Origin of the sequence: Treponema denticola ATCC 35405, from assembly GCF_000008185.1 — a bacterium.
Taxonomy (GTDB): Bacteria; Spirochaetota; Spirochaetia; order Treponematales; family Treponemataceae; genus Treponema_B; species Treponema_B denticola.
In genome coordinates this window covers 1312887-1327484 of the sequence record NC_002967.9, presented here as the reverse complement: position 1 = coordinate 1327484, position 14598 = coordinate 1312887, and the positions used below count along the sequence as shown (strand labels likewise).

The 14598-nt window shown below is 37.8% G+C and carries 10 protein-coding genes; 2 read left to right on the top strand and 8 right to left on the bottom strand.

All coding sequences use genetic code 11. The features are described 5' to 3' along the window. Positions 1-149: 149 nt before the first annotated feature. The 8 genes from TDE_RS06175 to TDE_RS06140 form a co-directional block, all read right to left on the bottom strand. Positions 150-1016, bottom strand: a complete 867-nt coding sequence (locus TDE_RS06175) for a CPBP family intramembrane glutamic endopeptidase (protein ID WP_044971571.1) — start codon at positions 1014-1016, stop codon at positions 150-152. A 123-nt stretch (positions 1017-1139) separates the two neighbouring features. After that, entirely contained in the window at positions 1140-4607 is a 3468-nt protein-coding gene (gene mfd, locus TDE_RS06170) for a transcription-repair coupling factor (protein WP_002678792.1), read from the bottom strand. Continuing rightward, positions 4608-5288, bottom strand: a complete 681-nt coding sequence (locus TDE_RS06165; protein WP_002668595.1) for a tetratricopeptide repeat protein — start codon at positions 5286-5288, stop codon at positions 4608-4610. It lies immediately after the preceding gene. Positions 5289-5353: 65 nt separating this feature from the next. Further along, positions 5354-6421: a flagellar motor switch protein FliG gene (locus tag TDE_RS06160; protein WP_002678791.1), complete on the bottom strand. Its 1068-nt coding sequence runs from the start codon at positions 6419-6421 to the stop codon at positions 5354-5356. A gap of 80 nt (positions 6422-6501) precedes the next feature. Beyond that, the gene (locus TDE_RS06155; protein ID WP_002678790.1) at positions 6502-8625 is read right to left on the bottom strand and encodes a methyl-accepting chemotaxis protein; all 2124 of its coding nucleotides are present in this window, start codon (positions 8623-8625) and stop codon (positions 6502-6504) included. Positions 8626-8631: 6 nt separating this feature from the next. After that, entirely contained in the window at positions 8632-9942 is a 1311-nt protein-coding gene (locus TDE_RS06150; RefSeq protein ID WP_002678788.1) for an ABC transporter substrate-binding protein, read from the bottom strand. A gap of 11 nt (positions 9943-9953) precedes the next feature. Further along, positions 9954-10544, bottom strand: a complete 591-nt coding sequence (locus TDE_RS06145; RefSeq protein ID WP_002668589.1) for a hypothetical protein — start codon at positions 10542-10544, stop codon at positions 9954-9956. A 28-nt stretch (positions 10545-10572) separates the two neighbouring features. Then, positions 10573-10845: a BrnA antitoxin family protein gene (locus TDE_RS06140; protein ID WP_002678786.1), complete on the bottom strand. Its 273-nt coding sequence runs from the start codon at positions 10843-10845 to the stop codon at positions 10573-10575. 98 nt (positions 10846-10943) lie between these two features. On the opposite strand from TDE_RS06140, the gene TDE_RS06135 reads away from it, so the two are divergent. Both TDE_RS06135 and purL read left to right on the top strand, forming a co-directional pair. After that, a complete protein-coding gene (locus TDE_RS06135; RefSeq protein WP_002678782.1) occupies positions 10944-11645 on the top strand; it encodes a DNA alkylation repair protein in 702 nt (233 codons plus the stop codon). Positions 11646-11733: 88 nt separating this feature from the next. Continuing rightward, entirely contained in the window at positions 11734-14580 is a 2847-nt protein-coding gene (gene purL / locus TDE_RS06130; protein WP_002678781.1) for a phosphoribosylformylglycinamidine synthase subunit PurL, read from the top strand. Positions 14581-14598 lie beyond the last annotated feature (18 nt).

The following is a 14598-nucleotide window of genomic DNA, read 5'->3' as shown; positions in this document are numbered from 1 at the left end:
TTCCTCCAAAAAAGTTTACATAAAATTTCACAAGATATATAATAGCATATAAATTTTAATCTGTAAAGGGTAAGCTTCATAAATTTCAATAATTTATAAAATGTCAATTATTTTTAATAAATTCGAATATTTTCAACATCTAAATATGCTTAGTTTTCAGTCTCGGCTAAAGTATCGGTTTGTACTTCATTAAAAATCTTTCTCTTTTTTAGGTATATTTTTATTTCTTGTATAGCCATTATTATACCGGCAATAAAAATTATAAAATAAATAACTATTAAAAAATAAAAATATACATATTTAAATAAAAATATAAAAAAATTATTAATTGAATGAACAAGAATAGGAACATAAATATTATCGGTTTTTTCATAACAATAAGTCAATAAAATACCGTCAAGCACAAGAGAAAACATTTTTATATTAAATCCGTAACCGGGGATATGTAAAAAAGCAAAAAGTATTGAAGAAATAAATACAGCAATAAGGGTATTGCTTATTTCTTTTAATTTATTATATAGAAGGCCTCTATAAAATATTTCTTCAAAAATAGGGCCAATGATTACGGTACCTATAAGCATAAAAGGTTCAAAACGAGGTCTTTGCAATTTTTCTAAAATCAAAATATCATATACAGTAATATTTTTTTTACCCGTTAAAACATCATTAAAATATTTAAAAAAATTAAAAAGAAAAGAATTATCAAAAATAAAGGATATTATATAATATATCATCATGATTGATGACAGATAAATCAACCCTTTTACAACAAAAGAAAAATTTAATTTTTTATAAGTAAATATTATCTTTAAATCTTTTGAATAAAATAAATAGAAAATAATTATAAATAATAAAAATAATAAACTACCGAAAATTCCATTATATTTAACAAATAAGGTATAATAGTAATTATAAAAATTTTTAAAAAGAAACTTACCGGCATAAGAAAGCATAAAAAACGCAAAAAAATACAATATAAAAAGAATGCACAGATCTTTTATTACTTTTTTATTAATATTTCCCTCCAAAAATGTTTACATAAAATTCACAAGATATATAATAGCATATAAATTTTAATCGGTAAAGGGTAAGACACATAAATCTCTTTGCGCTATTAGCGGCCCTTGCGGTTGATTTCCCTACATCAAGCTGCCGAGCTTTTCGCGGATGAATTCGCTTTTTTCTTTTAAGCCGATTTTGCCGGTTTGGAGGATGAGGACATTCGGAGCTTTTGGGTCAAGGCTTACACGGCCTGCGGATTCTTTTATCATACGCAAAAGTTTATCCACCGAGATTTTTGATACACGGGCAAACTCTATGCGGACGGCAGCCTTTCTTTCTTTTAGGCTTGCAATCGAAAGATGATTACAGATAATTTTTATTTCGGAAAGAGCCAAAAGACTTTCCACCTCGGAAGGTGCAGGACCGAAGCGGTCAAGGATTTCGGAGTAAACCCTGTCGAGGTCTCCCTGCACCTTAACGGCTGCAATTTTTTTATAAACTTCCATTTTGGTTTCGGGGCTTGAAATATAGGAATCGGGAATAAAACCCGAATACTCAAGCTCGATAACGGATTCTTGAACAGGCTCATAATCTTGGTTTTTCAGTTTTTGAACAGCCTCGTCCAAAAGACGCAAATATAAATCAAAGCCTACGGAATAAATATCTCCAGATTGTTCCCTGCCCAAAAGATTTCCGGCTCCTCTTATTTCCATATCCTTCATCGCAATCTTAAAACCTGAACCGAGCTCGGTAAAGTCTGAAATAACTTGAAGCCTCTTCATAGCAATTTCGGAAAGAGCCTTATCGTCAGGATACAATAGATAGGCATAGGCCTTTTTGTCAGAGCGGCCTACCCTTCCCCTCAACTGATAAAGCTGGGAAACGCCGTACATGTCGGCTCGGTCTATGATGATGGTATTGGCATTCGGAATGTCAATGCCGTTTTCGATAATGGTGGTTGCAATTAAAACCTGAAAACCGCCCAAACTAAAGCGCTCAAAAATTTCTTCCAGTTGGTTAGGAGACATTTGGCCGTGTGCCGTTTCAATCATAATCTCAGGCAAAAGAGATTGAAGCATAAAAAGAGTTTCATCTAAACTTTCAACCCTGTTATGAAGATAAAAAACCTGCCCGCCTCTCTCCGATTCCCGTCTTATAACTTCGGCAACTTTTTCCGCATTGAACTCGGCGATAACCGTTTCAACAGGTTTTCTGTTTTGAGGAGGAGTTGCAATTACGCTCATGTCCCTTATTTTTAAAAGCGACATGTGAAGGGTTCGCGGAATGGGAGTTGCAGAAAGGGAAAGACAGTCCACATTGTGCTTCATCTGTTTTAATCTTTCCTTATCCTTAACACCGAAGCGTTGTTCTTCATCGACAATCATCAAACCCAAATCCTTAAAGACAACATCTTTTTGAATTATGCGATGAGTTCCGATTAAAATATCCACTTCGCCTTTTTTTAATTTTTCCAAAACTTTTTTTTGTTCACCCTTTGGAACAAAGCGGGAAAGACGGGCTAATTTTACGGGGAAGTTTTTAAACCTCTTGTCCAAGGTTTCAAAATGCTGCTCGGTCAAAATAGTTGTAGGCGACAAAAAGGCAACCTGCTTACCGCTCATAACGGCCTTAAAGGCAGCCCGCATTGCAACTTCGGTTTTACCGTAACCTACATCTCCGCAGATAAGCCTATCCATGGGAACAGGCTTTTCCATATCTTCCTTTACCTCGGCGATACAGGTAAGCTGGTCATCGGTTTCTTCATAAGGAAAAGCCGCTTCAAAAGCTGTCTGCCATTCATCATCTTTTTGAAAAGCAAAGCCCGTACTTGCCTTTCTTTTAGAATAAAGGTCTATAAGTTTTGCGGCTATATCTTCAACCGATTTTTTTACCTTGTTCTTTCTGTTCTCCCAAGATTTGGAGCCGAGGATATCGAGATGAGGAGCCTCTCCTTCGTTTCCTATATAACGCTGAACAAGGTCGGCCTGCTCAATCGGAATAAAAACGGTTTCATCATTTGCATATAAAAGATTTATATAATCCCTTTCCGTATCCAAAATTTTAACGCGTTCGATACCGCGGAATTTTCCTATGCCGTAATTTACATGAACAACATAGTCTCCCGGATTTAATTCGATGAAGGTATCGATAACCGAACTCTTTGCGGTCTTTACAGATTTTGGAATTCTTCGGCGGCGACCGAAAATTTCGTTTTCATGGATTACCAAAATTTTTAGATCAGGAATACCGAAGCCGCCTGAAAGGTTATAAGGTAAAATTTTTATTCTGTCTTCGTGCAGAATCTCTTCGATACGGAGAGCCTGATTATCGCTTTCGGCAAATACGAAGATAGACCAATCATCATTTAAAAGATTATTTAATTCTTCGCGTAAATAAACTATATTCCCGAAAAAACTGCGGGGCGGATCGGTTTTAAATTTAAGAGTTTTATTTTTATCTTCTTGCTCGGCTAAGGTTCTAAAATAAATCGACTTATTATATTTTTGTACATTGCTTTCAAATTGAAGTAAGATGCGTTGAGGTTCGGGATATTCCGAAATAAGAGCTTTTCGTTTTTCGTTTTCGTCAAATTGAGTTTTTGTTTTTTTATAAAGCCCCATATATTCTCTAAGTAAAATTTCCGAAGAATTTTTTTGTCTGTCATAGTCCGAATAAAAAACAGGAATATCATTTAATTCCGCATATTCCAAAACGGAAGAAGATTTTTGAAACGCAAGAGGATAAAAAATTTCTTCTCCTTCAAAGGTTTTATATTCTTTTAAGGCATCAATAATTTTTAAAATATTTTCAGAAAATTCCGAATAGGTTTTTAAATTTTTTTCCAAGCAGTCAATACGCTCATCATTCCAAATTACTTCCTTTACGGGATAGAAGTTAATTTTTTTATATTCCTCTAAAGAACCTTGGCTTGCTATATCAAAGCTCTTTATTTTTTCTACCTTATCAAAATCAAATTGAATTCGATAAGCCGTTTTTTCAGAACCCGAATTGGAAGCAAGGCAGATATCCAAGACCTCTCCCCTCAGAGCAAACTCGCCTCTCACGCTTACACGCGGAACTCTTATATAACCCCAAAGACTTAAAAGCTCTGCAAGGCTTAAAATATCAAGGCTTGAACCTGCAGCAATTTCTACCTTGTTTTGTTTTAAATAATCTGCCGGAGGAACCGGAGTTAAAAAGGAACGCTGGCAGGTAATAAAAACCGGAGGTTTGTTTTTTGTATAGGATTCATTCCCGGACTCAAGCAGGCGGATCAGCACTTCGGCTCGTTCGGAAAAAACGGGGGCTGTCGGCGAAATAGGCCTATAGGCAAGAGAGCCCCACCAAGGCAATACAAAATTTTCTATTCCGGAAAAATCCAAGTCGGCTCTTACGGCTTCCGCTTCCTTTTCAGTCGGAACAACCACGAGGACAGGCTTACGGGTTTTGTATAAATATTCCGTTAAAAAAAATCCGAAAAGGCCTCCGGAAATTCCTGTAATGTTGTAGGGATAAGAATTTTCATCTATCTCATCGAAGGCATTTTTCATGTCCTTCCATGAGCGGATAGAACTTTGTAAGGAATCTATTAGAGGCTGAGGCATTTAAATCTTTACCCGTTTGAGGGCTTCGGCTGCTTCCTTAAACTCGGGACGGAGTTTTACTGCCGTTTGATAGGCTGCAATCGCACCTTCTTTTTCTCCGGCCGCTTCACGGACAATTCCAAGCCTATACCACCAAAGAGAATTGGAAGGCTCCAAGTGCACTGAAATGGAATAAGCGATATCGGCCTTGTGATATTTTTTTGTATTTCGGTAAATCTCTCCGACAAAAAAGTGGGCAACGCTTATGCGCTCGCCGTTGGGAGCCATCTCGATATACATTTCCATGTTCCGCAAAGAGTCTTTATAATTTCCAAGGAAAAACTGAGCCTCGGCCAAAGTTTCGATAATTCGTGCATCTCTCCCGATTTTTAAGGCATCACTACATACCAGTTCGGTGTCCTTATATCGGCCCAATCGAAAAAGGCACCATGTATATACGGCATAAGAATCCATATTCTTAGAATTTACCTTTAATTCGTTACGGCAAATTTCTATGGCGGATAGATAAGCGGCTCTTGCATCTTCACGCCTTCCTATGGAATCAAGGCTTCGGCCCTGCCTGTAAAGCTTTAGAGCATCAGGTTTATCTTGTGCAAAAAGAATACCGGCCTGTGTAAAAAAAAGGCCTGCAGCAAAAATAAAAGTCAATAGAATAAATTTAAAACGTTTTCCGGTTATCATAATTTTCTCCATCCATTATTTTACATAAATTTTTATTTTATTCAATCGGGGGAATCGAACGGAACCTAATACACAAATTTATCGTCTTCATCTTTTACTATAATAACTCTTCCCCGCTCTGCTTCATTTTTCACTCGGGCTAAAAAGTGGTCAACGGTATTATTTAGATCACGCTTTAGAACAGGTCCCATATACTGCTCTTCATCGAGAACCAAGGCAGCACGGCTTTTAGACATATTCGCCAAGATTACCTTTCTAAATTCTTCACTTTGATTATGTATCAAAAGAGCCAATTCCTTATCGGTCATAGGAGAGATTAGATATTGAATGTGCTTTGGATTCATATTTATAACATCATCAAGGGTAACAAGTTTGCGTTTTATAGTTTCGGTCAAATTTTCATCTTCAAGATCAAGAGAATCCAAGATACTCGAGCCGGTCTCATAATCCAGTTTACGCAAAATATCGGCCAATACGGAAACACCGTCAACCGAGCTTGTGCGGTTTAAATTTACATCGGCAAGTTTCTTTTTTAAGGCCTCACTTACCTGAGTAAGAACTTCAGCATCTATTTTTTTAAGTTTTGCAAGGCGTAAGATGATGTCTTTTTTTTCGTCTTCATCTTCGATGGAACTTATATAGGCTGCGGCCTGCTTAGGCTCCAATTGAGAAAGGACTATGGCCTTTGTAGCTGGAAGCTCGCCTTGTAATATTCGGCTCAGGCGATCTTTATCCATACCTTCAAGATACTCAAAAGGTTTAGGCATTTTAGGAGGCACGGCAGTTTCAAGAATCTCTTCGGCCCTGGCCTCGCCGAAGGCTTCGGTTAAAATAGTCTTAGCCGTATCGACACCGCCTAAAAGGTTTTTGTTTTTATTGTAGATATCGTTAAATTCATTTAGAATATTATATGCTTCTTTTTTATCTATCGATTGAACCGTAACAAGCTCTGCTACAACCTTGTCTATCTGCTCCTTGGTAAGCTGCCTCAAAACATCGGCAGCCTGCTCCGCCCCGATTATAAAAAGGAATTTGGCAACTCTCTTATAAGGACTTTCTTTTCCGGCACTTTTTTCATCTACAGGAACCTTTATAAGACCATTCTTTAACATTTGACTTTCAATATCGCTCATAAAAACCTCAAGAGCTATTATAGCACGGATTAGCCTAAAAAGGCAAGAGTAAAAGAGCGATGTAAATTTTTCAAACAGGCCTATACTTTAAATTTATTAACCTCAAATGCCAGATTTTCAATGCTGATTTTATTTTTTTGTGTAATTTCATTGACTTCCTTCATGGCATTACTTATCTGAACGGCACTGCAAGCCATCTCATTCATGCTTAGCGTAATTTTTCGGGTTAAGCCGTCTAATTTAGTCATCTCTTCAGCAACCTGTTCTCCGCCCCTTAACATTTCAGCAGAACCGTTACTTACTTCAAAAGTTACGGAATTAATATTTTTTATGGCATTTAAAATTTCTACACCGGCATTTTCCTGCTCGCGCATAGACTGGGTTAAAAATTCACTCATAGATTTTACTTGTTCGGAAAAGCTAAAAATTAAACTGAATTTTTCTTCAGCCGTTTTAGAAGATACTGACAAGGAATCGATTTCGCCGCTTAAGGCTTTAAGCGTTGCTGTAATTGTTTTTCCCTGTGCACTTGACTCTTCAGCTAATTTTCTGATTTCGTCGGCAACTACGGCAAATCCTTTTCCGGCTTCTCCTGCATGAGCTGCTTCAATAGCCGCATTCATAGCCAAAAGATTTGTTTGACTTGCAATATGCTCAATAACACTGCTTGCCTCTAAAAGCCCGCCCGATTCTTCCGCAATTTTTTGAGTTACTCTATTTGATTTGGAAACAATTTCTTTTCCGTCCTCAGTCGATTCGGCAAGAGTTTTAATAAGCTCATCGGTTTTTTCCAAGGTTTGAGTTATGGAAGCAATATTGGCAGTCATCTGTTCTATTGAAGCCGACGAGCGTGAAACGCTTTCAGCTTGATTTTCAATTGAAGCATTTAGCTGTTTAATATTTTTGATTATCTGTTCAATTGTTGCAACCGTTTCCGTAACACTTGTAGCCTGCGTTAAAGCCTGCTGTTTTACACCATTGATATTCTCGGTAATTTCATGAACGGAATCTGCTGTCCGGTTCATATTTAAAGCTAGGTCTGATCCGATTTCAGCCATTGAGCGGCTGTTAACTCCTACGGACTGCATTGAATTTCCTATTTTTTCAATTGTTCTATTAAAATATTCAGACAGCTCGGTAATTTCATTATTACCGATTAAAGGCAGTCTTACAGTTAAATCGCCCTCGCCTTGCGAAATATTTTTAAGAACTTCAATTACTTTATTAATCGGTTTGACAATATTATTTGCAGTAAAAAATCCTATGAGTACCGCAATAAGTATACCGCACAAAGCAACAACGATAAAAATATTTAAGAGGTTAGATACATTCTCCGAAATAAATTCGGAAGCCGGAGCCGTTATCAATAATTTCCATCCCGAATATCTCATTGCAGACAGAGCTGAAATATGTTTTACTCCGTTTATTTTAGAAACTTGTACAGCCGATTTTTTTGACTCGAGGGCATCTTTTAAAAATATTGAAAAATCCGTTTTCTCCGAATTTAATATTTCGGAAAAAAAATTCTTATATAAAATTTCCGGCCTACGGCTTCCCAAAATAATTCCTGAAGGGCTGATAAGATAAGCCTGTCCCGTTTCGCCGACAATTATATCACTGATTAAATTCGATAAAGAATCACCTAAAATTGAAGCAGTAATAGTTCCTACAATTTTTCCCTGTAAATCGCGTAAGGGAATTGCAAGTATGGAAACATATTTTCTTTTTGTTAAAGACATTTCAGGTTCCGTAATTATATATTTCCCCTTTATGACAGATTTAAACCACTCGGTATTATTTATCTTTTCAGTTTTACCGTCCGTATTATACAAGACACCGTCAAGACCGCTTATTCCGAAACTAATCCATCCGCTTTGTTTGAGCATTTGAATTTCATTTTTAAACAAATTAATTTTCTCAGAATAAGGAACAGAGTCATCTTGAATAATCGGCATATTTGAAAATGTATCCAGTTTTTTAAATATTGAATCAGCCCTCTCATTTAAAACTTTGGAAGAACCTTCAGCCAATTCTTTGATAAAATATTCGGTATTACGCATAAGAAAAAAAGAAGCAAGGTATACCGATATTATACACATCACTGTCAAAAGAGATACGGCAAAAAATATAAAAACCGATACCATCTTATTTTTTATTGAAAATAATTTAAATCGTTTATCGATATTTTTGTTTTCTTGTTTCATAATTTTTTATTCTCCCAATGTGCGGTCTGCGTCTTTTACAAAAGAGTTAAGAACATTTTGTATATCTTTACCCGATGAAGCTTCTTTTAATGCCTTATTCCAGTACTCACGCATTTTCGAAAATCCGGTTATATTATTATAATATTGGCCGAAAAATTTTTGAAGAACGGAATTATATAATATTTCGTCATCGGAAGTTTCAATTTGAATTTTAGATGTAGCCGGAAATCCTCCCGTAGCTTTTACAAGTTTATAGGCCCAGACTTCATCAGTTGCGGCAAATTTTAAAAACAGTTTTGCCGCTTCTATTTTTTGTTTATCGGAACTTTTAAACACACAAGCTCCGCCTGCTAAAAATTCCAGTAAAGGTGCAGAAGAATCATTTGGGAAAGGCATATAAATCGGAGTAAAATCTTTACCCTTATAGTTTCGTTTTCCGTCATACATTTTATTAAGCTGCGGTGAATATAAAATAGTGTGAGCTGCTTTTGACTCTGCAAACATGGAAATTGCATCATTGGAAGTAAGCTCTGCACCGTCAAGCAAAAGGCCTTCTTTCATTGCATCAATAGTCCACTTCAAATTCTTTACGGCTTGAGAAGAATTAAAAATATATTTTGAATAATCTTCATTTAAAAGATTGGCATCTCCGAAAAGGTTTACCAAAAAAGCTCTTGTTCCTTGATCACCGCCCATAGTCTTATAATAGAAGACTCCAGGGGTTTTCCCTTTGGGAAGTTTTTCTTTTAAAGATTTAAGAAGGGTCTCATATTCGGCTACGGTCCAGCACCGATCTAAGCGTTTGTAGGGTAAAAGATCTATAAGCCCCAAGTCTTCAAGCATCTCTTTATTAAAAGCCATAGAAAAAGGGCCTCCGTGCATGGGATACATGTACGAACGCCTGTCTTTACCGGCTGAAATTTCCAAAAGCCCTGTGGTAATATAGGGCTTTTCGGTTGCAAGAACATCATCCAATGGTTCCAATAAACCTCTTTCCGCCCAAGCAAGAATACGGCCGGGTGCGTCATAAATGACATCCGGAGCCTTGCCTTCAGCTATGGCAGCTTCGATTTTTGCCTCACCATCTGCAAAACTTATAAGCGTAAAATTAACCTTAACGCCGGGGTATTCTTTTTGAAAGGCCTCTATAAGACTTTTTTCAAAACCGCCGCCTTCTCCTGTTTCAGATGTAAAATTGGGAAAGCTCCAAAATTCGATTTCGGCAGTAAGCTGCTTTTTTCCTTTGTTTGTACATCCTGCAAGAATTAAAAAAGACATACACAAAAATAAAATTTTCACTGCAAAAGATTTTTTCATATATCTTCTCCCTAATAATCAATTTCGGTTATTATGTTCTCAAGTCCGACCTGTTTTATAAAAATGATTTTTTTTAGTTTTGCATCAAGATAATATCTTACAAATTCTTTTTCAGAGTATTTATAGATATTGGTTAAGTTCGCACCTCTCTTATTACAAATCCAAAATTTTATCTCGCCGTTTTTACTCTTTGTTTTTATTATGATATTTTCGGAAATTTTTCTATCCGTTATATCAACATTATTTTTTACCATAGAATGAGATTTATCATAATAAGAACTAGTATTTGAACTATAGTCAATACGATTTTGAGCGTTATTTAATTTTTCTTCAAATAGGAAAAAATCGATTATATCGGTATTGTTTTTTGGAAAAATATAGATGGTTTGTTTTTTCTTTATATCATTGACCTGTATATTAACTATAGAAAGATCAGAAAAATAATTTTTCTTTGTACCTTCCGATACGGAATAATATGCAATATTGCTTACAGAATCCACAATTATAAAATCATTACTCCCATAACCACCTGCAAAAACTTGTAATGCAAAAAACAACACCACAAAACAAATACATAAAGATTTCTTTTTTAAAAGTTTCATATAAAACCTCCCGGTATAATATTAATTATTAAAAAACATTTGCTTTTTTATCGGTATCCATAGCTTGTCTTAAAATAGTATTTATACGGCTTTGGTAACCTTTTCCGTATGATTTAAGCCAAGCAATAATATCGGAATCAAGTCTTATTGATAAAGGCTTTTTAATAGGGCGGTACATTTCCAAAAAATCAGCTTTTGTTAGTTCAGGAATGTCTGAAGTGTCTATAGGTCTGTCATTTAAAGCTTTTAATTCTTCAATTTTTTCTTTTGCTAAGTTTTTCTTAGCTTCCGTAATATTCATCGATTTTCCCGCATTTTATTGTATATACAAAATAGTATTTTGTCAAGTCCAGACTCTTCTCCTCGACAAAAATTAAAAAAAGCGGTATAATAGCTTCGATGAAAACAAAACAAACACTAATCCAAACTAAACTTTTTCCCTTTGAAGATAAAAAGTACAAAAACTTCAATAAAAAGTTGATCCCCAATATTGACGAAAATACTATGATAGGCATCAGAACTCCCGTCCTGCGTAAATTTGCAAAAGAGTTTTTTAAGACCGAGCCGGAACAAGTTTCGGACTTTATGAAGGACGTGCCGCACAAGTATTTTGAAGAAAACAATCTGCACTGCTTTTTTATCGAAAACATAAAAGATTTTAATGAGGCGCTAAAAGAGACCGAAAAATTTTTGCCCTACATCGACAATTGGGCAACCTGCGACAGCTTTTCTCCCAAGATATTTAAAAAGAACCATGAAGAAATTTACAAAAAAATTTTGGTATGGCTAAAATCGAAGCATACCTATACCGTTAGGTACGCCATCGGGCTTTTATTATCGAATTATCTCGATGAGCATTTTAGACCTGAAATGTTAGAAATTGTTTCAAAAATCAGATCCGATGAGTACTATATAAATATGATGATAGCTTGGTATTTTAGCTTTGCCCTCATCAAGCAATACAAAACAGCCCTCCCCTACATCAAAAACAAAAAGCTTGATACCTTTACCCACAACAAGGCTATCCAAAAAGCCATCGAAAGCTACCGCATTCCGAAGGAAGTAAAAGAGCTTTTGCGAGGGATGAAGGTGAAGGGGTAACCACCCCTACCTTGAATTTTTCCCCCGCTTCAAGTATACTTAACAATATAGAATCGTTCAAAATCCATCGGAAGTTAAGAGGTTGTCTATGAATATTTACCGATTTTGTGTTAAAAGCAAGAAAGGCTTACACTTTCAAATACCCAAAAATGAAGAGCTTTTAAAGCAGGCCCATGTTCTCGGCTTTAAAGCCGTTAAAGAAATAAATACCGAAACACTTTATTTTGTACGCGGAAATCTTTCAAATGAAGAAAAAAAGGTACTGGCCGACTTCTTGTTTTGCGATGAGCTTTATGAGTACAGCCAAACCGAAGGCTTTATAATAGAAGATAAAAAAAATATTTTCCATATCGAAACAGCCTTAAAGCCGGGAGTTACGGACTCATCTTCACGCGAAGCCTTAAGGGCGGTCAAAGAACTCGGTATTCTCGGCGTTGAAGAAATTACCAGCGGAAAAACCTACGATATTCAGGGCGAACTAACCCAACCCGAAATAGAAAAGATTGCAAAAAGCATTTTGTGCAATGATGTTATAGAGCAGTATAAAATAGGCTTTGTAGAACCTGCATGGGCTCATGAACATGACGGAAAAAATGAACCTAATACAAGAGTTGAACTCATAGACATAGCCTCCATGAACGATGAGGAACTTTTAGCCCTCTCAAACGAAAGGCGGGCTGCCTTGGATATTTACGAGATGAGGGCTATCAGGGAATTCTACAAGACGGAAAAACGGCCTTGTACCGATGCGGAATTTGAAACGATAGCCCAAACTTGGAGCGAGCACTGCGTTCATAAAACCTTTAAGGCAAAAATAGACATTGACGGCACCTCTCTAACAGAGGAGCAAAAAAAAGCCTATCCCGGTCTTTGCGTAAACAGCATAATCAAAACTTATATCAAAAAGGCCACCGACGACATCGATGCTCCTTGGGTGCTTTCCTCCTTTGTGGACAATGCAGGTATTATCGAATTTGACGAAAAATACGAAGTTTCCTTTAAGGCGGAAACTCATAACCATCCTTCCGCCATTGAGCCCTTCGGAGGAGCCAATACGGGAGTCGGAGGCGTTATCAGAGATGTTATGGGCGTTTCAGCCCGTCCCTTCGCCGTAACCGATGTCCTTTGCTTCGGCCATCCCGACACTCCGGCAGAAAATGTTCCCAAGGGAACTCTTCATCCTAAACGCATAATCTCAGGCGTTATAGAAGGAGTTAAGGACTACGGAAACAAGATGGGCATTCCGACCGTAAACGGAGGCGTTCACTACCACGAGGCCTATGCTTCAAATCCTTTAGTCTACTGCGGATGTGCAGGTATCGCTCCCAGAGGCAAGCACCGCACAAAGCCCTCGGCCGGCGATCATATTATTTCTTTAGGCGGAAAAACGGGACGGGACGGCCTTAGGGGAGCCACATTTTCTTCTATGGTAATGGATGCAAGCACCGGCGATGTTGCAGGCTCATCGGTTCAAATTGGAGAACCTATAATTCAAAAAAAGGTAGCGGAAGTTCTTATAGATGCCCGCGATCAAGGTCTTTATTCTGCAATTACCGACTGCGGAGCGGGAGGTTATTCTTCTGCCGTAGGCGAAATGGCTTCGGCCCTCGGCTGCGATGTAGACCTCGCAAAAATCCCCGTAAAATATCAGGGCCTTGCCCCGTGGGAGCTCTGGCTTTCGGAGGCACAAGAAAGAATGGTTATCGCCGTTCCCAATGACAAACTTGAAGCCTTACAAAAACTTTGCGATGCCAACGATGTTGAATTAACAAACCTCGGCCGTTTTACCGGAGATGCCGTTTTAAGGGTACGCTTCGGCGAAAAGGAAATAATAAATCTTTCATGCGGCTTTTTACATTCGGGCCCGCCTCAGAGAAAACTAAAAGCGGCTCCTCCAAAAGATGGAAAACCTTTTATAAAATATCCTGAATATAAGGAACCCGATCTGAATGCGGCTCTAAAGGCTGTGATAAATCATCATGCCGTAAATTCAAAAGAAGACATAGTAAGGCTTTACGACCATGAGGTTCAAGGCGGAACAGTTCTACGCCCATATGACGGCCCTGAAGGGAATGTGCCTCAGGATGCAGCCGTTATAAAGCCTATGGAAACGGAAGGGAAAAAAGCCGTTGCTATCTCAAATGCCTTAAATCCGAGGCAGGGGCTTTTGGATCCTTATGCAGCCGCAGCAAGTGCGATAGACGAAGCTGTCCGAAATGCCGTTGCAGCCGGAGCAGACCCCGAAAAAACAGCCATCCTCGATAACTTTTGCTTAGGAGATCCCAACCGTCCCGAAACCATGTGGGCACTGATAGAGATGGCACGCTCTTGCTATAACACAGCCCTTGTCTTTAAAACTCCCTTTATTTCGGGGAAGGACTCCTTTAATAACGAATACCTAAGCTCGGAGGGAAAAAGAGTTTCCATTCCGCCGTCACTTTTAATATCGGCGATGGGAATAGTTCCCGACATCGGAAGGGTTCCGGGCTCGGACTTTAAAAAAGAAGGCTCGGCTATTTACCTTGTAGGTAAACCTCAATTTTCTTTCGGCGGCTCGGTCTTTGCAGAACTTTTCGGCATTCCTTCAGGAGAGAGCGCTGCCGTTCCTCCCTTTAAAAAAGAAGCAGCTGAGCTTTATAAAAAACTTCATTCCAATATAATGAAGGGCTTGGTGCTTTCATGCCACGACCTAAGCGAAGGAGGCCTTGCTGCCGCCCTCTACGAAATGTGTTTAAGCGGCATAGGAGCCGAATTAAAAGAAGACTTCCACACAAGGCTGGGAGCTTCAAAGATTGCAAGCCTCTTTGGGGAAACCACAGGCTGTCTTCTTGTAGAAATAAAAGAAGAAAACCGTTCGGCCTTTGAAAAGGAAATGGAAGGTGCTTCAATTTACGAGATAGGAAAAACCTGCGGAAAGGCAGGATTAAAACTTTAACGAAGTTAATTTAAGGGC